Genomic DNA, 18,885 nt, shown 5'->3' with positions numbered 1-18,885 from the left:
CCTTGTCGTTCGTGAGGGTCTGGGCTTGTCGTTCGTGAGGGTCGGGGCGGATCAGGGGATGAGCGCCGCGGTGCGGCGGGCGAGGTCGTCGATCGCGACCCCGTCGAGCCCCGGGAGGCTCGTGGCGATGCGGTTGCGCAGCGGCTCGACGTATCCGGCGGGCAGACGCGAGGCGCCGGTCAGGCCGCCGAGGACCGATCCGACGGTCGCCGCCGCGGAATCGGTGTCCCAGCCGGCGAGCACCGCGAGCGGGACCCCGGTCGCGAAGTCCCCGCCGCTGCGGGCGAGGGCGAACGCGATGAGGGCGGCGTTGTTGATCGTGTGGACCCAGTGCAGGTCGCCGTATGCGGCGTACAGCCGGTCGAGCGCGGTCGCATCGTCGTCCGATCCCCGGCCGATCTCGGCGCCGATCGCGATCGCACGGGCGAGGCGGCTCTCCGCGGGGACCGCGGCCGCTGCGAGATCCAAGACCTCGTCGACGGAGTCCGCCACGAGGGAGGCCGAGGTGAGCGCCGCCGCCCACATCGCGCCCCAGACGCCGTCGCGGGTGTGGCTGAGGCGGGCGTCCGTCCAGGCCATCCGCGCCGCCTCGCCGAGGTCGCCCGGGTTCACCCAGCCGTACACGTCGGTGCGGATGAGGGCGCCGATCCACTCGCGGAACGGATTGCCGATCCGCGCCGCCTCATCCGGGGAGTAGCCGTCGAGCAGATTCCGGTACGCGATGCGCTCGGCGGTGAAGGTGCGCCCGGCGGGGAGGTCGAGCAGCCAGGCTTCCGCGACGTCGTCCGTGCGGAAGCCCCGCCCCGCGGTCTCCAGGAGGCGGAGGTTCAGCAGCGGGTAGTTGAGGTCGTCGTCCTCGGGCATCCCCGAGATGTTCTCCTCCAGGGAGTTGACGGCGGAACGGCGGTTCCACGGCCACCGCGCCGCGACGTCATCGGGCAGGCCCCGGGCGGTGAAGTAGCCGGTCAGCGGCCAGCGGCCGGTCGCGCGGAGGATCTCCTCGATCCCCTCGCGCGGGATCTTCTCGACGGGCTTGCCGAGGAGGCATCCCGCCGAGCGCCCGGTCCAGGCGCCGAGCAGTCGGTCCGGAAGGTCCGCGGCCCCCGCGTGTGCCGTCATGCGGGGTGGGAGGTCCGGCAGGAGCGCGCGGACCTCCGTCCAGACGGTCGGCTCGGGATCGAGGGCCGGGATACGGTCCAGCTCCGCCAGCAGCTCACGGGCGAGGGCGCGGACGGCGGACGGCGCGGGCTCCGGGGATGCGCCGCCGCGCGGCGGGGAGGACTGGCCGCCCGCCGCGCGCCACCGCTCCGCCACGGCGGCCACGGCCGCGACGTCCTTGCCCTCGGACTCGGCCTGCCGCAGCTCGTGCGGGACGAGGTCCTCCGGCTGTGCCCAGGTGAGTCTCATCGTGCGCTCCGGACGGCCGCGACCCGGGCGAGATCCGCCTGGGCGCGCGCGGTGTCCTTCTCCATGATCTCGTCCGCGACCTCCGCGAGGAGGGCCGCGTACTCGTCGAAGTCGACGCGGCTCGCGCGGGCGATCTCGTCCAGCCAGTCCCGCGGGATCACGGCCATGCCGCCGATCCCTCCGGCGATGCTGCCCGCCATCGATGCGATCGAGTCGGAGTCGCGACCGTAGTTCACCGCGCCGAGCACCGTGGCCCGGACATCCCCTCGGTAGGCCACGAGGAACCCGAGCGCCACGGGCAGCTCCTCGATCGCCTTGGTCCGGGAAGGGAGCCTCGCGTCCATGAGGGGTTCGCGATAGGCCTCGCCGACCGTGTCGAAGGGGCGGATCGCATCGCGGAGCGCCGCGCCGATCGCTCCGTCGTCGGCATCGGCGGGGAGCGAGCGGGCAGCCGACACGACCGCCTCGATCGCCGCGGCCGTGCCGTCGCGAGCGACATCCTGCACGGCGGCGATCACGGAGTCGACCGTGGCGTCCGGGGCGACGGACGCGGCGACCGCGGCGGCGAAGACTCCGGCGGCCTCCCGCCCGTAGCTGGACTGATGGGCGCCCGCTGCATCGATCGCCTCGGCGTACGCCGCGCGGGGGTTGCCGGCGTTCACGACGCCGACCGGGGCCATGTACATCGCCGCACCGCAGTTGACGACGTTGCCGACGCCCGCCTCGCGGGGGTCCGCATGCCCGTACTGCAGCCGGGCGACGAGCCACTTCTCGGCGAGGAAGATGCGCTGCAGCAGGATCGACTCCCGTTCGAGCTCGGGGATCCAGCGGATCTCCGTCTGCAGCAGCGGCACGAGGAGCTCGGCGATCGCGAAGGCGTCGATGTGGTCCCGGTGCTGCGCGTACACCCGGATCAGCGCCTGCGTCATCAGGGTGTCATCCGTGATGTGGCCGTCGCCCTTGTGGTACGGGCTCACCGGCCGCGCGGTGCGCCAGTCCAGGTGGTACGGCGGGACGATCCCCGTGATCCGGCCGCCGTAGCGCGCCTGGATCTTCTCCGGGCTGAAGCCCTCTGCGGCGCCTCCCAGGGCGTCGCCGATGGCCGACCCCGCGAGCACGGCCGCCGTGCGGTCCTGAATCCAGTTCATGCCATTCCTCTCTCAGCGGGTGGGGCGGACGGGATCGCCCGCCCCACCCGGGTGTCAGCCGTTGACCTGTGCCCAGCCGTCGTCGAGCTCGGACGTCAGCGCCTTGTCGTCGGTCTCGCCGCCCAGGAACTTCTGGAACGCCGGGGTCGCGACGGTGTCCTTCCAGCGGACGAAGCCGTTCGCCTGCAGGAACGCCGGACCGCGGAGCCCCTCCGCCGAGGTGACGATGGCGGGCCAGCCCTTCTTGTCCGCCGTCTGCTTCGCCAGCGCCTCGCGCGCCGAGACCGTGGTGGGGATCAGCCCGTCGGCGATGTTCATCTTCACGAGGTTGTCGGTCTGCATGAAGTAGTCCAGGAACGCCGCCGCCTGCTTCTGGTGCGGGGAGTCGACGTTGATCGACAGCGTCTGGGGGTTGGCCGCCTGGACGGCGCCCTTGGATCCGGCGAGCGGCGGGAGCACGACCCAGTCCATGTCGGCGGGAGCGTCGGTGGCGATGTTGGCCACCTGGTAGGAGCCCTGCACCGTCATCGCGGCCTTGCCCGCGTAGAAGGTGGCCAGCACGTCGGAGCCCGACTGCGTCACGCCGATCGGGTCGACCGAGCCCTCCTGGATCATCGCCTTCACGCGGTTCGGGACCTCCAGGTCGGCGTCCTTGACGGCGACCTTCATGGCGTCGCCCTCGCCCGTGAAGTAGGTCGAGCCGAAGCCCATGCCCAGGCTCATGAAGGCGGCGGTCGGGCTCTTCAGGCCCCAGGTGATCCCGTGCACGTCGCCCGTGGTTGTCGCCTTGGCGATGGTCGCCAACTCGTCCCAGCTCATCGAGTCGCCGGTCGGGACGGCGACCCCGGCCGCGTCGAGCAGCTTCTTGTTCGCGAAGACGACGTAGGTCTGCAGCTCCGTGGGCGCTCCGATGATCTGCCCGTCGACCGTGACGGACTCGAGGACGCCGGGATCGATGTCGTCCATGGTCTTCTTGTCGAGGAGGCCGGTGAGATCGGCGAGGTAGCCGTCCCTGGCGAAGGGCACGATGCCCAGGACCTCGTAGTGGATGATGTCCGGGGCGACGCCGCCGGCGAACTGCGTCGTCAGCTTGTCGTCCAGGCTGTCGGTGGGGGCCTGGACGATCTCGACGGTGACGTCGGGGTGGTCCTTGTTCCAGGCGTCCACGATCTCCTTGGTCGCCTGGATGGCGGCCGGCTGATCGGAGAACGACTGGAACGTGACGGTGACCGGCTTGCCGTCGGCGGACGGCTCGGCGGATCCGCCGCCCTGCGTGCAGGACGACAGAGTGAGCGCGGCCGCCGCAGCGGCGGCCAGCGCGATCGTGGTGCGGTGAAGCCTCTTCACTTCATGCCTCTTTCTGTTCGGGTGGTCGGGGAGGGGGCGTCGGACGGGTCGGGAGGGCTCAGCCCTTCACCGCGCCGGAGAGGAGCCCCGTGGCGAGGCGCTTCTGCAGCAGCGTGAAGAACACGATGCTCGGGATGCTGGAGAGCAGGGCGCCGGCCGCCAGCGGGCCGACGGCGACCTTGCCCTCGCCGCCGACGAACGTGCTGAGCGCGATCGGCAGCGTGTAGCTGTCGGGGGACTGCAGGAGCACCAGCGCGAAGAAGAACTCGTTGTACGCCGAGACGAAGCTGAACATCGCGGTGGCGGCGAGCCCCGGCATGAGGAGCGGGAAGACGACCCGCTGCAGGGTGCGCAGCTTGGTCGCGCCGTCGATCGCCGCGGCCTCCTCGATGTCGTAGGGGATCGCGGCGACGTAGCCCTGCAGCATCCACAGCGAGAACGGCAGCGTGTAGACCGTGTAGACGGCGATGAGGCCGATCAGCGAGTCGACGAGCCCGATCCCGCGGAGGATGAAGAACAGCGGGATGACCACGAGGATCACCGGGAAGATCTGGCTGATCAGGATGTAGCCGACGCCGATCGTGCGGAGCTTGCCCTGGTACCGCGCCATCACGTAGGCGCCGGGGATGGAGATGACGGTGACGATGATCGTCGTCGCGACGGCGACGATCAGGCTGTTCCCTGCCGCGCGGAGGAGTCCCTGGCGCTCCAGCGCCGCGGCGAAGTTGTCCAGCGTCGGCTGCAGCGGGAAGAGGTTCACGACGAGGGAGTTGATCTCGGCCGACGACTTGAAGGCCGTGGAGATCAGCCACACGAGCGGGAAGCCGAGGAAGACGAGGAACCCCGCGAGGGCGAGGTACTGCAGGATGCGGACGACGCGGGCGCTCATGAGGCGCTCCTCTCCGAGCGCAGCTGCCGCCACAGGGCGAACAGCAGGATCGCGATCAGGAAGATGACGATGACGTCGCCCATCGCGGCGGCGCCGCCGGTGTTGCGGGACTTGAACGCCTCGAGGTAGGTGAACAGCATCGGCAGCATCGTGCGTCCGCCGGGGCCGCCCTCGGTCATCACGTAGACGATGCCGAAGGAGTTGAAGTTCCAGATGAAGCTCAGGCTGGCGATCGAGAAGATCACCGGTCGGAGGGCGGGGAGGGTGACGTGCACGAAGCGGCGCCAGGTGGAGGCGCCGTCGACCGCCGCCGCCTCCAGCAGCTCGCCGGGAACCTGCTGGAGGCCCGCGAGCAGCACCACGGTGTTCTGCGGCATGCCCACCCACACCCCGACGAGGATGACGGCGGGGAGCGCCAGGCCGAAGTCGCCGAGCCAGTTGATGTTCTGCGGTCCGCCCAGGGTCTCGATGAGCCAGTTCAGCGGGCCGTTCGTGGGGGAGTAGATCATCTGCCACATGATCGCCACCACGACCGGGGGCATCGCCCACGGGATGAGCGCGAGGACCCGCGTGATCCCGCGGAACCGCAGATCGGTGTTCAGCAGGAGCGCCAGGGACAGCCCGCCCAGGACCTGCAGCGCGGTCACCGTGATCGCCCAGATCATCCCGATCCCGAAGGACTGCCAGAACTGCGCGTCGGAGCCGAGCTTGATGAAGTTGGCGAAGCCGACGAACTGCGCCTCGTGGTTGCGGGCGAGGCGGGAGTCGGTGAACGCCGTCGCGACGCCGATGACGAGCGGGACGACGCTCAGCAGGACGACCGGGATCAGCGTCGGGACGACGAGGGCGATCGCCTCGTTGCGCTTCGAGCGGGCGAGCCCGCCCCGTCGCGGCGGCGTCGTGCCCCGCTGTGGCGGCGTTCCTCGTCGTGATGTCGTGGTCGTGGCGCTCATGATGCCTCCGCCATGGTCGAGCCGCGGACGACGAGGGTCGCCTCCACGGATTCGCGCTGGGGCGGCCGGGCGGGGTCCGCGAAGCGCTCGCGGAGCATCCGGGCCGCAAGCCGGCCTCGCCGGGCGGACTGCAGGGAGACGGAGGTGAGCGGCGGGTTGTACAGGGCGGCCATCTCCGTGTCGTCGATGCCGGTGATCGCGATCTCCTCGGGGACGCGCAGCCCGAGGCGCATCGCGGCGTTGATCGCGCCGATCGCGATGAGGTCGTTGACGCAGACCACGGCGTCCAGCGCCTCCCCGTCCTCGCGAGCGCGGGTGAAGAGCAGGGTCGCCGCCTCGATGCCGGCGCTGACCGTGAAGTCGGTCGCGGTGATCTGGAGGGATTCCGAGGGGTGGAGGTCGTGGCGACGCACGGCCGCCGCGAAGCCGGCGCGGCGGGCGGCCCCCGGATTGGTGTTGCCCGGGCCGTTGATGACGCCGATGTTCCGCCGCCCGATCGCGACGAGGTGGTCCACGACCATCCCGACCGCGACGGAGGAGTCGACGTAGACGTTGTCGATCCCGAGGTCCGAGTGGAGCGTGCCGATCACGACCACGGGCACGACGGTCTCGGCCAGCGCCTGGCGGAGGGCGGGCGTCACCCGGAGCGGGGAGATGATGAGCCCGTCGCCGGCACCCATGCTCAGCGAGCGGATGAGCTCGACCGTCTGATCGGGACGCCGCCCGGTCGCCGAGACGCTCAGGCGGATCGCGTCGCCGAGCTCCTCCTCGATCGCGCGCAGCATCTGGACGTAGTTCGGGTTGCCGATGTCGTCGACGGCGAAGACGACCTGACGGTGACCGCCGAGGCGCAGCGACCGGGCGGTCGCGTCCGGCAGATATCCGATCCGCTTCGCCGCCGCCCTGACCTTGCGCACCATCTCGGGACTCGCCGAGCGCCCGGTGAGCGCCCGGGAGGCGGAGGCGAGCGAGACGCCTGCGGCCGCTGCGACCTCGTGCAGCGTCGGCTTCGTTCCCATGATTCTCCTCATTGAGTGGATACGTTTCCACGCCGATTCATGGAAACGTTTCCATTCTCGGCGTTCGGCGGGTGCAGTGAAGCTAGGGGCCTTCGGGTCCCTCTGTCAAGGCCGGACCCGAATGCGGGGCTTTGGGGTGTGGGGCTTTGGGGCTGGAGGGCTTGGCTTGGGCTGGGGCTTGGGCTTGGGTCTGGGGTGGGGGCTTTGGGTCTCGGATCTTGGACCTTCGCGTCCTTGATGCCCCGCCGTGGCAGTAGTTGTGGGTTCAGTGGGGTCTCAACCCACAAGACCTGCCACGGCGGGGCAACTCAGGGCCACACGTGACATCGGGTCAGGCCCTGCGACGCCTGCGCCGAGTCGAGGCCCCTTTTCTGCCCCGGCGTGGCAGTAGTTGTGGGTTCAGCGGGGGTTCAACCCACAAGATCTGCCACGGCGGGGTAGAAAGTGAGCCCACGGCGGGGCAGAAGGTGAGACCACGGCGCCCCGCCCGCCCTGCCGGCTGCGCTCAGGTCGCGGACGCGTGGCGCAGGATCGCCCGGGCCCGGCCGGCCATGGCGGGGTCGACCATCTCGCCGTCGGGCAACGTCTGCACGCCTCCGGAGGCGAGGGCCGCCTCGACGGCGTGGGCCCAGGCCACCTCGGCCACCGAGGGACGGAACACCGCGGCGATCGGGGCGAGCTGCGTCGGATGCGCGGCCATGCGCCCGTACAGACCCAGCGACGCCGCGCGACGCGTGTCGGCGAGGAGGCCGTCGATGTCGCGGAACGCCGGGTACACGGACGCCATCGGCGCGGGGAGGCCTGCGGCGCGGGCCGCGAAGAGGGCGCTCAGCCGGGCGTGGTCCAGGACGGGGTCGCCGCCGCCCAGCTCGCTCCGCAGGTCGCTCTCGCCGAGCGCGAGGGCCGAGACCGCGGGATGCGCGGCGATCTCTGCGGCGCGGAGCACGCCGCGAGCGTTCTCCAGCAGCGCGACGAGCGACCTGCCCGGCGCGAGCAGCGCCGCTGCGGCGACCGTGGAGACCGCATCGACCTTGGGCAGGCGCACGCCGATCCTCGTCGGCAGCGTCGCGACCGCGCGGAGGTCGTCATCGTCGCCCGCGTTGACTCGGACCTGGAACGCCGGGTCGCCATCGCCCGTTCGCGTGGCGAGCCAGGCGATCACCTCCTCGCGCGCCTGCGCCTTGCGCTCGGGCGCGACCGCGTCCTCGAGGTCGAGCACCACCAGCTCCGCCCCGCTGGCCGCCGCCTTCGCGAAACGGTCCGGACGGTCCCCCGGGACGTACAGGCCCGTACGGAACAGATCGGGAGCGGTCGACGGGGCGGGGCGAGGCCGAGGCCCGGACCGCGACGGCGATGCGGGGTGGAGAGACGGATCGCTCATATCGCGCCCTCGGCGCGGAGCGCGGCGATCCCGTCCTCATCGAGGCCGGCCTCCCGCAGGACCTCGTCGGTGTCCGCGCCATGTGACCTGCCCGTCCAACGGATCCCGCCGGGGGTCCGGGACAGGCGGAAGAGGACGTTCTGCATCGCGACGGGGCCGAGCTCCTCGTCCTCCACGCGGATGACGGTGCCGAGAGCCCGGTACTGCGGATCCGCCACCACGCCGCGGACGTCGTGCACCGGGGCGACGGCGGCGGACGCGTCCTCGAACCGGGCGACCACCTCTTCCGCGTCATGGGCGCCGATCCAGCCCTGCACCGCGTCGTCGAGCTCGTCGGCGTGCACAGCCCTGTCGTGGCCGGAGGCGAACCACGGCTTGGCGATGAGGTCGGCCCGGCCGACGAGCGTCATGACGCGCTCGGCGATGGACTGCGAGCTCGTCGACACCGCGAGCCAGACACCATCGCGCGAGCGGTAGACGTTGCGGGGCGCGTTGTTCACGGAACGGTTGCCGGTGCGCGGCTGGACGAGGCCGAGCTGGTCCCAGGCGGTGATCTGCCCGCCGAGGAGCATCAGGATCGGCTCGATGATCGCCATGTCCACGACCTGGCCGCGACCGTCACGCTCGGCGCCGCGCAGAGCCGTCATCACGGCGAAGGCCGTGGCCAGGGCGGCGACCCCGTCAGCGAGCCCGAAGGGCGGAAGCGTCGGCGGGCCGTCCGGTGCGCCCGTGAGCGCGGCGAAGCCGCTCATCGCCTCGGCGAGACTCCCGAAGCCGGGGCGGGAGGAGTAGGGGCCGAACTGGCCGAACGCGGTCACCCGAGCGAGGATGAGCCGAGGGTTCGCGGCGAACAGACGCTCCGGCGTGAGGCCCCAGCGCTCCAGCGTCCCCGGGCGGAAGTTCTCGATCATCACGTCCGCATCCGCGACGAGCCGCAGAAGGAGGTCGGCGCCGGCGGGCCGACTCAGATCGATCGTCACGGTGCGCTTGTTCCGGCCCAGCGTCTTCCACCAGAGGTTGACCCCGTCCTTCTGCGGCCCGTGGCCTCGGGAGGCGTCGGGCCTAGACGGATGCTCGACTTTGATCACATCGGCGCCGAAGTCGCCGAGGAACGTCGCGGCGAGCGGGCCGGCGAACAGCGTCGAGACGTCGAGCACCCGCACGCCGTCGAGGGGCGGGGTCGGTGGAACGTCTTCCAAACGGGGGCTGTCGGACACGGGGCATGATAGTCACCTCCGCGCCCGCATCGTCCAGGACCTCTCATGCGGCGGAGTGCACCGGTGCGCGGTCTAGGATGCTCGGCATGAGCGCTCCGGCCCCTTATCTGCTGTTCCCCGGCACCGCGACCGAGGCCTTGGAGCACTACCGGTCCGTCTTCGGCGGTGAGCTCTCCCTGCACACCTATGAGGAGCTCGGACGCCATGACGGGCCCGGTGACGCGATCGCTCACGGCGAGCTGAGCGGCGCGGTGACGCTCTTCGGCGCGGATGCCGGCGCCGACGAGGACGCGGTGCAGATGATCGGGGTCTCCTTCTCGCTCCTGGGTGCGGCCGACGCCGACGTCCTCAAGACCTGGTTCGCCGCGCTCGCCGAAGGAGGGCGCGTGGTCGATCCCCTGCAGCGGCGCCCATGGGGCGATCACGACGGCACGGTCATGGACCGCTACGGCGTGCGCTGGCTCATCGGCTACCGAGGCTGAGCGAAGGTTTCACCGAGCGAAGCGCTCACTGGGCAGACCCTTCACCGGGCAGAGCCCCAGCGAGGCAGGGCCGGCGCGGCGTCTCTCAGGAGAAGAGGCGCTGGAGCCGCTGGACGCCTTCGAGGAGGGCGTCGTCGCCGAGGGCGTACGACAGACGGAGGTAGCCGGAGGGGCCGAAGGCCTCGCCGGGGACGACCGCGACCTCGGCCTGGTCGAGGATCAGGTCTGCGAGCTCCAGCGAGGTGGTCGGGGTCACACCGCCCCACGTGCGTCCGAGGAGTCCCTGGACGTCGGGGTACACGTAGAACGCGCCGAGCGGGTTGGGCACGTGCAGACCGTCGATCTTGGACAGCTCCGAGACGATGAGCCTGCGCCTCCGGTCGAACGCCTCGCGCATCCCCTCCGCCTCGGTCTGCGGGCCGTTGAGAGCCGCGATCGCCGCTCGCTGGGCGACGTTGTTCACGTTGCTGGTGAGGTGCGACTGAAGGTTCCCCGCGACCTTGATGGCGTCGGCGGGCCCGACCATCCAGCCCACCCGCCATCCGGTCATCGCGTAGGTCTTGGCCACGCCGTTCACGAGGATCGTCTGGTCGGCGACCGCCGGGACGGCCTCGACGATCGAGGTGGCCTTGACGCCCTCGTACGTGAGGTTCTGGTAGATCTCGTCGGACACGATCCAGATGCCGTGTTCCAGCGCCCACTCGCCGATCGCGGCGGTCTCCTCGGCCGTGTAGACGGATCCGGTGGGGTTGGACGGCGAGACGAAGACGAGCACCGTGGTGCGGGCGGTCCGAGCGGCCTCGAGCTGCTCGACGGTGACCTTGTAGTCCTGGTCGGCGCCGGCGAACACCGCCACGGGGACGCCGTCGGCGAGACGGATCGCCTCGGGGTAGGTGGTCCAGTAGGGCGCCGGCAGCAGCACCTCGTCGCCGGGGTTCACGACCGCCTGGAACGCCTGGTACACCGACTGCTTGCCGCCGTTGGTGACGATGATCTGCGAGGGGGGGACCGCGAGTCCCGAGTCGCGGAGGGTCTTCGCCGCGATCGCCTCACGGAGCGCGGGGAGACCGGCCGCCGGGGTGTAGCGGTAGTTGGCGGGGTCGGCGAGCGCCTCGGCCGCGGCGTCCACGATGAACTGCGGCGTGGCGAAGTCGGGCTCGCCCGCGGCGTAGGAGATGACGGGCTTCCCCTCGGCCTTGAGCGCCTTGGCCTTGGCATCGACCTTGAGGGTCGCGGACTCGGCGATGGCGGAGAGCTTGCGGGAGAGGGGTGCGCGGTCGGTCACACCCTCGATGCTACTCGGGGGCGTGCTTCGACGGGAGCCTCGTCCGCCTTCTGTGGACAGGTTCAGCGCTCGACGAGCACGCCGTCCTCGTCGGCGTACAGGCGGGCGCCGGGGCGGAAGGTCACGCCGCCGAAGGCGAGTACCGCCTCGGTCTTGCCGATCCCCCGTTTCGCGCTCTTACGCGGATTGGTGCCGAGCGCCTTCACCCCGATCGGCAGCTCCCCGATCGCGACGCTGTCGCGGATCGCACCGTGGACGATCACGCCGGCCCAGCCGTTGTCGACCGCGCTCTGCGCGATCATGTCGCCCAGAAGCGCGGTCTCGAGGGAGCCGGCCCCGTCGATCACGAGCACCGCGCCGTCTCCCGGCGTCGCGAGGATCTGCTTGACCAGCGCATTGTCCTGGAAGCAGCGCACCGTGCGGATCGGCCCCTCGAAGGCCGGGCGGGCGCCGAAGGAGCGCAGCTGCAGCGGCAGCGATTGAAGGGCGTCGCCGTGCAGGTCGTAGAGATCGGCGGTGGAGGTCATGCGTTCTTCCTTTCGATGGCCCGTCCGGCCCATCGTCGCCATCTTCTCCGTTCCCGTCGCGAAATCGGCCGCGACAAGCGGTCAGAAGCGGCCGAACTCGCGACGGGAACGGAGAGGAGGCGGCCGATTTCGCGACGGGAGGCGGATGGCGGGCAGGGGGATGGGGGCAGGGGGATGGGGGCGGGGCGCCGGGAGCGGGCGGCCCCACCCCCATCGGTGGGCGTCGAGTCGGGTCAGTCCGTCTCGACCAGGTGCTTCGCGTACGCGCCGAGGGTGAGGAAGGCGGGGAACTCCTCGCGCAGCGCCACCTCGCGGAAGACGTCGGCGGCGTCGTCGAAGCGGTCGCCCTCACCGCGCGGGACGGACGCGAGCACCTCGCCGATCAGACCCTCCACGTACTCGGCGGTGATCGCCGTGCCGTCCTCGGTGGTGCGGTCCTGATGGATCCACTGCCACACCTGCGATCGGCTGATCTCGGCGGTCGCGGCGTCCTCCATCAGGTTGTCGATCGCCACGGCGCCGAGGCTGCGCAGCCAGGCCTCGATGTACCGGATCGCCACCGACACGTTGTCGTGCACGCCGTCGGCGGTGATCGGGCGGCCGATGTGCACGTCGAGCAGATCCTGTGCGCGCACCTGCACGTCGTCGCGCTGCCGGTCGATCTGGTTCGGACGGTCGCCGAGGACCGCGTCGAACTCCGCCTGCGCAGTGGGGATCAGGTCCGGGTGCGCGACCCAGGTGCCGTCGAAGCCGTCGCCCGCCTCGCGCTTCTTGTCCGCGGCCACCTTCTCGATCGCCCGCGCGGTCACCTCGGGGTCCCGGCGGTTGGGGATGAACGCGCTCATCCCGCCGATCGCGAAGGCGCCCCGCTTGTGGCAGGTCTTCACGAGCAGGTCGGTGTAGGCCCGCATGAACGGCACCGTCATCGTGACCTCGCTGCGATCGGGGAGCACGAAGCGCGCCCCGCGGCCCCGGTAGTTCTTGATGATCGAGAAGATGTAGTCCCAGCGCCCGGCGTTCAGGCCCGCGCAGTGGTCGCGGAGCTCGAACAGGATCTCCTCCATCTCGAAGGCGGCGGGGAGGGTCTCGATCAGGACCGTCGCGCGGATCGTGCCGTGCGGGATCCCGAGGTACTCCTCGCTGAAGGAGAACACGTCGTCCCACAGCTTCGCCTCCTCGCTCGACTCCAGCTTGGCGATGTAGAAGTAGGGTCCGCGGCCCGCGTCGATGAGCGCCTGGGCGTTGTGGAAGAAGTACAGGCCGAAGTCCACGAGGGAGCCGGAGGCGGCCATGCTCCGCCCGGTGCGGTCGGTGAACTCGACGTGCTTCTCCACCAGGTGCCAGCCGCGGGGGCGCATCACGATCGTCGGCGTCCGCTCGGCGGTGACGCGGTACTCCTTGCCCGAGTCCGACGTGAAGGAGAGGTCGCCCCGGATCGCGTCGCGGAGCGAGAGCTGTCCGCCGATCACGTTCTGCCAGGTGGGGCTGGTCGCGTCCTCCTGGTCGGCGAGCCAGACGCGGGCGCCGGAGTTCAGCGCGTTGATGGTCATCTTGGGATCGGTCGGCCCCGTGATCTCGACGCGGCGGTCCTCGAGACCCGGGCCCGCCCCCGCCACTCGCCAGTCGGCGTCGTCGCGGATGTGGGCCGTGTCGTCCCGGAAGCGGGGGTCGTGCCCGTTGCCGATCTCGAAGCGACGGCGCATGCGGTCGGCGAGGCGGTCGTGGCGGCGGCCGGCGAACCGGTGGTGCAGCTCGGTGAGGAAGGCCATCGCCTCGGGGGTGAGGATCTCGTCGAAGCGGTCGCGCACGGGGCCGGTCACCTCGATCCTCGGTCCCTGGCGGGTGGTCTCGATGGGAGTGGTCGGCGGAGCGGTGGGAGTGTTCATGGGAGTGGTCCTTTGCGAAGTCTGGTGGTGGTGCGAATCCGGTGCGGTTTCCGGTGATGCGAATCCGGTGGACCGTGTCCCGTCTTCTGTTGTTCCTGAGCGGTCTGACAACGGAAAACGGGACACGGTCTGCGAGAAGTGGGACACGGGCCCCGGAAAAGGGGACGCGGTCTCGGTGGCCGGGGCGGCCGAGCCGGGTGGTCCGGCCACCCCGGGGGAGGGGCGGATCAGTGGAACTGGGCCGCCTCCGTGGAACCGGCGAGGGCGAGGGTGGCGCTCTCGGGGTTGAGGGCGGTCGAGATGACGTCGAAGTAGCCGGTGCCCGCCTCGCGCTGGTGCTTGGTGGCAGTGTAGCCGTCGGCCTCGGCAGCGAACTCGGCCTCCTGCAGCTCGACGTAGGCGCTCATGGCGCGATCGGCGTACCCGCGGGCGAGGTCGAACATCGAGTAGTTCAGGGCGTGGAAGCCGGCCAGGGTGATGAACTGGAACTTGTAGCCGAGGTCCGCCAGCTCCTGCTGGAACGTCGCGATCTCGGCGTCCGACAGGTGACGCTTCCAGTTGAAGCTGGGGGAGCAGTTGTACGCCAGGAGCTTGCCCGGGTGCTCCGCGTGGATCGCGGCGGCGAACTCGCGGGCGAGCTCGATGTCCGGCTCCCCGGTCTCGACCCAGATCAGGTCGGCGTACGGGGCGAAGGCGAGACCGCGGCTGATGACCGACTCGATCCCGGGGCGGATGCGGTAGAAGCCCTCGGACGTGCGCTCGCCGGTCGTGAACGCCTGGTCGCGCTCGTCGACGTCGCTGGTGAGCAGGTCGGCGGCCAGCGCGTCGGTGCGGGCGATGATGACGGTGGGGACCCCGGCGACGTCGGCCGCCAGGCGTGCGGCGTTCAGCGTGCGGATGTGCTGCTGGGTGGGCACGAGCACCTTGCCGCCCAGGTGCCCGCACTTCTTCTCGCTCGCCAGCTGGTCCTCCCAGTGGATGCCGGCCGCACCGGACTGGATGAGCGACTGCGCGAGCTCGTAGGCGTTCAGCGGGCCGCCGAAGCCGGCCTCGGCGTCGGCCACGATCGGGGCCAGCCAGTCCTGCGAGATCTCGCCCTCGGCGTGCTCGAGCTGGTCTTGGCGCAGGAGCGCGTTGTTGATCCGGCGGACGACCGCGGGGACCGAGTTGGCCGGGTACAGGGACTGATCGGGGTAGGTCTGGCCGGCGAGGTTGCCGTCGGCGGCGACCTGCCAGCCGGAGAGGTAGATGGCCTTGAGGCCTGCGCGCACCTGCTGCACCGCCTGGCCGCCGGTGTAGGCGCCGAGCGCGCGGACGTAGTCCTCGGTGTGCAGGAGGTTCCAGAGGTTCTCGGCCCCCCGATGGGCGAGGGTGCTCTCCTCCCGGACGGAGCCGCGGATCCGGATGACGTCCTCGGCGGTGTAGGTGCGCTCGACGCCGTCCCAGCGGGGGTCGTTGTCCCAGATCTCCTGGAGCTCGGCGGCGGTCTGCGTCTGGTCGCCCGAGCGGAGGCCCGCGGGGCGGGGGGTGCTGTTCGTCATGTTCTCTCCTCGGTGTGTTCCGGCGGCGGTGCCGGGTGGCGTGTTCCCACTCTGAGTGAAGTTCGCGAACGGATCCGACCATTCGTGAAGAGAATTTCTGGCGTAATTCTGTTTTTGTGACAGAATCGCTCTCATGAGCGCCCTTCCTGTCACCGAAGACGCCGACGCCCTCACGATCGGCCGCCGTATCCGCCGGCTCCGCGGCGAGCGGGGCCTGACGCTGGAGGGGCTCGCCGCGGCGGTGGACCGGGCACCCAGTCAGCTGTCGATGATCGAGACCGGCAAGCGCGAGCCGAAGCTGACCCTGCTGCAGGCGATCGCCCGCGCGCTCGGCACGAGCATGGACGCGCTGCTGGAGGGCGAGCCGCTGGACGAGCGCAGCACGATGGAGATCGCCCTGGAGCGGGCGATGAAGGGTCAGACGTTCCAGGCGCTGAGCATCCCGTCCTTCCGGATCGGGAAGGCGCTGCCGTCGGAGGTGCTGTCGGCCATGCTCGCCCTGCACGGCGAGATCGAGCGCCTGCGCGACGAGCGGGCGGCGACCCCGGAGGAGGCGCGGCGGGCGAACGTGGAGCTTCGCGACCTCATGCGGCGCCAGGACAACTACTTCGCCGATCTGGAGGCGGAGGCGGCGAAGATCCTCACTGCCGTCCGGCACCCGGGCGGACCGCTCACGCAGCGGACGGCCTCGGAGATCGCGGCGCATCTCGGGTTCACGCTGCACTACGCCGCCGATCTCCCGCAGACGACCCGCAGCGTCGCCGATCTCGCGAACGGCCGGCTGTACCTGTCGAGCGCCGTCACGGCGAAGGGCGATCCGCGCACGGCCGTGCTCCAGGCCCTCTCCAGTCGGATCCTCGGGCACGCCGAGCCGCGCAGCTACGCGGAGTTCCTCCGCCAGCGGGTGGAGACGAACTATCTCACCGGCGCCCTCCTCGTCCCGGAGGAACATGTCGTGCCGGTCCTGCAGGAGGCGAAGTCCCGGCGGGCGATCTCGATCGAGGATCTGCGCGACGCCTATTCCGTCTCCTATGAGACGGCGGCGCACCGGTTCACGAACCTCGCCACGCGCCACCTCGGCATCCCGGTGCACTTCCTCAAGGTCCACGAGTCCGGGACCATCACGAAGGCGTACGAGAACGACGACGTGAACTTCCCGACCGACCGGCTGGGCTCGATCGAGGGACAGATGTGCTGCCGGCGCTGGACGAGCCGGGTGGTGTTCGACGAGGAGGACAGGTTCAACCCGTACTACCAGTACACCGACACGGGCAACGGCACCTACTGGTGCACCGCGCGCGTCGAGCCGTCGAGCGAGGGGCTGCACTCGGTGAGCGTCGGCGTGCGCTTCGACGACACGCGCTGGTTCGTGGGGCGGGACACCCCCAACCGCGGGGTCTCCAAGCACTCCGTCGAGGTGTGCTGCCGTCGTGCGCCCGCCGAGCTGGAGGAGCGCTGGCGGGAGCGGTCCTGGCCGAACGTCCGGACCCCCCGGACCCTGCTGGCGACCCTGCCGACCGGAGCGTTCCCCGGTGTCGACACCACCGACGTCTACGAGTTCCTCGAGGCGCACGCCCCTCGGTGACCGGCTCCCTCGGATGGCGGGGTCGCGTCAGAGCGCGTTCCAGCGGAGACGCGCCGGGGCCTCGTCCAGCTCGCGACGGAGGGCGGCGGCATCGGCGACCGGGAACATCGTGACCAGGAGCGGCACGGCCCCGGGAGCCGGGGCGACCGCGTAGGCGATGGCGCGGACGCCGGAGCGCTCGGCGCTCAGCGACGTGCGGGTCGCGCGGCCCGCCGCGGGCGCGTACCAGGCGAGCTCGCCGCCGTCGAGGAGGTTCGCGGCGGCGCCAGTGGCGCGTTCCAGGAGGGTGCCCGGCCCCGTCCAGGGGAGGAGGAGCGCGGCGTCGAGTCCGAGCGCGGTGGCGAGCCGGCCGTCCAGCCAGCGGTCGCGCCCGAGCCCGTACGGGGTCGGGGTCGTCGAGAGCAGAAATCCGTAGCAGTGCAGGAGGCCCGCATTGCCCGCCGGCCACGTCGCGTCCAGCCCCGCACGCTCGTGCAGGGCGTCGAACAGCGCAGGGCCGATGACGGGGAGGTCGGTGTCCCCGTCGATCGCCGAGGACAGGCCCCAGCGGGCGAACCGTCCGGCGCGACGATCGTCATCGATCGCGGCGAGGAGCCAGGGCAGGGAGTCGAGGGCCGCGAGCGCTGCGTCGGGGGTGTCGGCGGAGGCGCGTTCGGCGGCACGGACGAGATCATCGATCGGGGCCACGAGGCCCACCCTACGTGACCCTCCCGGAGGACCGGGGTTCCGTCGCCGTTCCCCGGATGCTCACCAAGTGCTCACCGGGTGCTCACCGGGCGTTCATGTCGGCGGGGCAGGCGGGCGCGGCGACGATGCCGGCTCAGGCCCCGAGCCCGCGCAGCACCGCGTCGAGCCCGCGCTCGAAGGCCTCGTCCACGTCCCCGCCCTGACGGAAGGCGCCGTTCTGCTCCATGGTGCAGAAGCCGTATGCCCAGGCGGTGAGCGTGCGTGCGGCGGAGAGCGGATCCTCGGGGGCGAGGGGGCGGATCGCGGACAGCAGGAAGTCCATGGCCGGCGCCATCGCGGCCGGCGACGGGCCGGCGGCGGGCCCGGGGGCGGAGAAGATGAGCGTGGTGGCGCGCGGCGCGCGGGCGGCGAAGGCGCGGAGCGCCCTGGCGGCTCCCGCGAGGGCCTCGCGAGGGGGGCCGACCGCGGCCGCCCGCATCGCCGCGAGCATCTCGGCGGTCGCGTCGTCGGCGGCGAGGCGGAGCAGGTCGTGCCGCCCCGCCGCGCGCTTGTAGAGGCTCGGCGCACGCACGCCGACGGCCGCGGCGACGGCGCTCATGGTCACGCCGTCGACGCCGTCGCGCTCGGCGATCTCGCGAACGGCCGCGACGAGCGCCTCCGGGGTCACGCGCTGCTGGGCGGGCATGGCCACCTCCTCGTCCTCGATCATATGGCTATTGACCATAGCCATGATGGCTATGTATCGTAGCTTTCATGACCGCGAAGATCCTCCTCATCGGCGACGACATCGTCGCGATGCACGCCATCCTGACCGACGAGGGCGTGACCCTGATCGATGCGGGTCTCCCCGGCGATCTGAAGCGCCTCCGGACGGCCCTCGCCGATGCCGGGCGCTCGCTCGACGACATCCGAGGCATCGTGCTGACCCACGGCGACAGCGATCACATCGGCGTCGCCGAGCGGTTGCGGGCCGAGCACGGGGTGCCGGTCTTCGTCCATGCCGCCGACGCCGAGCGGGCGCAGGGACACGAGTCCACGCACGCCCCGGGCGGGGCGTGGCGGATCGGCCCCGTGCTGCGCTTCCTGGGCGGTGCGCTCCTTCGCGGCGGGTTCCGCACGCGGCATCTCGCCGAGGTCCGCAGCGTCGCGGACGGCGATGTCCTCGACCTCCCCGGGCGCCCGGAGATCCTGGCGATCCCTGGGCACTCGCCGGGGTCCGTCGCGATCAGGGTGGCGGAGGCGGATGCGCTCTTCCTCGGTGACGCGATCACCACGCGGAACGTGCTGACCGGTGAGCGGGGGATCCTGATCGGGCCGTTCAGCGACGAGCCGGAGCGCACCCTCCCGAGTCTCTCCCGCCTGAAGGATCTTCCGGAGACCCGCATCCTCCCCGGCCACGGGCCGGAGTTCCGCGGCACGATGGCCGATGTCCTGGCGGCCCTCTCCGCCTCGAAGCCCCGCTCGTCCGGCTCGTCCCGCTGAGCTCTCCTGCTGGCGCTGTTGTTCCTGCTCGCGCTGCTGTTCCCTGCGT

Annotated in this window: 17 protein-coding genes; 3 read left to right on the top strand and 14 right to left on the bottom strand. The window is 71.2% G+C overall.

What is annotated here, in order from left to right:
- Nucleotides 1-51 precede the first annotated feature (51 nt).
- The 8 genes from J2Y69_RS13560 to J2Y69_RS13525 form a co-directional block, all read right to left on the bottom strand.
- Nucleotides 52-1,407 (bottom strand): ADP-ribosylglycohydrolase family protein, encoded by a 1,356-nt coding sequence (locus J2Y69_RS13560; RefSeq protein WP_310021631.1) that lies wholly within the window; start codon nucleotides 1,405-1,407, stop codon nucleotides 52-54.
- On the bottom strand, nucleotides 1,404-2,555 hold the full coding sequence (locus tag J2Y69_RS13555; RefSeq protein WP_310021629.1) for an ADP-ribosylglycohydrolase family protein: 1,152 nt from the start codon (nucleotides 2,553-2,555) through the stop codon (nucleotides 1,404-1,406). The genes J2Y69_RS13560 and J2Y69_RS13555 overlap by 4 nt, the downstream gene beginning before the upstream one ends.
- Nucleotides 2,556-2,609: 54 nt before the next feature.
- Nucleotides 2,610-3,902 carry an ABC transporter substrate-binding protein gene (locus J2Y69_RS13550; protein WP_310021627.1) on the bottom strand — a complete coding sequence of 431 codons (1,293 nt, stop codon included), beginning with the start codon at nucleotides 3,900-3,902 and terminating at the stop codon, nucleotides 2,610-2,612.
- A gap of 58 nt (nucleotides 3,903-3,960) precedes the next feature.
- On the bottom strand, nucleotides 3,961-4,791 hold the full coding sequence (locus J2Y69_RS13545) for a carbohydrate ABC transporter permease (RefSeq protein ID WP_310021625.1): 831 nt from the start codon (nucleotides 4,789-4,791) through the stop codon (nucleotides 3,961-3,963).
- Complete coding sequence (locus J2Y69_RS13540) at nucleotides 4,788-5,744, bottom strand: carbohydrate ABC transporter permease (RefSeq protein WP_310021623.1); 957 nt, start codon at nucleotides 5,742-5,744, stop codon at nucleotides 4,788-4,790. Before J2Y69_RS13540 ends, J2Y69_RS13545 begins: the two co-directional genes overlap by 4 nt.
- Nucleotides 5,741-6,763 (bottom strand): LacI family DNA-binding transcriptional regulator, encoded by a 1,023-nt coding sequence (locus tag J2Y69_RS13535; RefSeq protein ID WP_310021621.1) that lies wholly within the window; start codon nucleotides 6,761-6,763, stop codon nucleotides 5,741-5,743. The genes J2Y69_RS13540 and J2Y69_RS13535 overlap by 4 nt, the downstream gene beginning before the upstream one ends.
- A 505-nt stretch (nucleotides 6,764-7,268) precedes the next feature.
- Nucleotides 7,269-8,144, bottom strand: coding sequence for an HpcH/HpaI aldolase/citrate lyase family protein (locus J2Y69_RS13530; protein WP_310021619.1), 876 nt, complete (start codon nucleotides 8,142-8,144; stop codon nucleotides 7,269-7,271).
- Entirely contained in the window at nucleotides 8,141-9,361 is a 1,221-nt protein-coding gene (locus J2Y69_RS13525; RefSeq protein ID WP_310021617.1) for a CaiB/BaiF CoA transferase family protein, read from the bottom strand. Before J2Y69_RS13525 ends, J2Y69_RS13530 begins: the two co-directional genes overlap by 4 nt.
- An 86-nt stretch (nucleotides 9,362-9,447) precedes the next feature.
- Here J2Y69_RS13525 and J2Y69_RS13520 point away from each other — a divergent pair, with 86 nt between their 5' ends.
- On the top strand, nucleotides 9,448-9,843 hold the full coding sequence (locus J2Y69_RS13520; RefSeq protein ID WP_310021615.1) for a VOC family protein: 396 nt from the start codon (nucleotides 9,448-9,450) through the stop codon (nucleotides 9,841-9,843).
- 85 nt (nucleotides 9,844-9,928) lie between these two features.
- Here the strand turns inward: J2Y69_RS13520 and J2Y69_RS13515 are convergent, their stop codons facing one another.
- From J2Y69_RS13515 to aceA, 4 genes are all read right to left on the bottom strand, one after another.
- Entirely contained in the window at nucleotides 9,929-11,128 is a 1,200-nt protein-coding gene (locus tag J2Y69_RS13515) for a pyridoxal phosphate-dependent aminotransferase (protein ID WP_310021613.1), read from the bottom strand.
- Nucleotides 11,129-11,190: 62 nt separating this feature from the next.
- Nucleotides 11,191-11,655 (bottom strand): ribonuclease E activity regulator RraA, encoded by a 465-nt coding sequence (gene rraA, locus J2Y69_RS13510; protein WP_310021610.1) that lies wholly within the window; start codon nucleotides 11,653-11,655, stop codon nucleotides 11,191-11,193.
- Between the two features lie 233 nt (nucleotides 11,656-11,888).
- Nucleotides 11,889-13,541: a malate synthase A gene (aceB, locus tag J2Y69_RS13505; protein WP_310021609.1), complete on the bottom strand. Its 1,653-nt coding sequence runs from the start codon at nucleotides 13,539-13,541 to the stop codon at nucleotides 11,889-11,891.
- 227 nt (nucleotides 13,542-13,768) lie between these two features.
- The gene (gene aceA / locus J2Y69_RS13500) at nucleotides 13,769-15,082 is read right to left on the bottom strand and encodes an isocitrate lyase (protein ID WP_310021607.1); all 1,314 of its coding nucleotides are present in this window, start codon (nucleotides 15,080-15,082) and stop codon (nucleotides 13,769-13,771) included.
- A gap of 133 nt (nucleotides 15,083-15,215) precedes the next feature.
- Here aceA and J2Y69_RS13495 point away from each other — a divergent pair, with 133 nt between their 5' ends.
- Nucleotides 15,216-16,667, top strand: coding sequence for a helix-turn-helix domain-containing protein (locus tag J2Y69_RS13495; protein WP_310021603.1), 1,452 nt, complete (start codon nucleotides 15,216-15,218; stop codon nucleotides 16,665-16,667).
- A 27-nt stretch (nucleotides 16,668-16,694) separates the two neighbouring features.
- Here the strand turns inward: J2Y69_RS13495 and J2Y69_RS13490 are convergent, their stop codons facing one another.
- Nucleotides 16,695-17,354 (bottom strand): amino acid deaminase, encoded by a 660-nt coding sequence (locus tag J2Y69_RS13490; protein ID WP_310021601.1) that lies wholly within the window; start codon nucleotides 17,352-17,354, stop codon nucleotides 16,695-16,697.
- 133 nt (nucleotides 17,355-17,487) lie between these two features.
- Nucleotides 17,488-18,084, bottom strand: a complete 597-nt coding sequence (locus J2Y69_RS13485) for a TetR-like C-terminal domain-containing protein (protein WP_310021599.1) — start codon at nucleotides 18,082-18,084, stop codon at nucleotides 17,488-17,490.
- Between the two features lie 23 nt (nucleotides 18,085-18,107).
- Here J2Y69_RS13485 and J2Y69_RS13480 point away from each other — a divergent pair, with 23 nt between their 5' ends.
- Complete coding sequence (locus J2Y69_RS13480; RefSeq protein WP_310021597.1) at nucleotides 18,108-18,836, top strand: MBL fold metallo-hydrolase; 729 nt, start codon at nucleotides 18,108-18,110, stop codon at nucleotides 18,834-18,836.
- Nucleotides 18,837-18,885 lie beyond the last annotated feature (49 nt).

This window comes from Microbacterium resistens (assembly GCF_031456305.1).
Classification (GTDB): Bacteria; Actinomycetota; Actinomycetes; order Actinomycetales; family Microbacteriaceae; genus Microbacterium; species Microbacterium resistens_A.
This window is presented reverse-complemented; position numbering and strand designations above follow the sequence as displayed.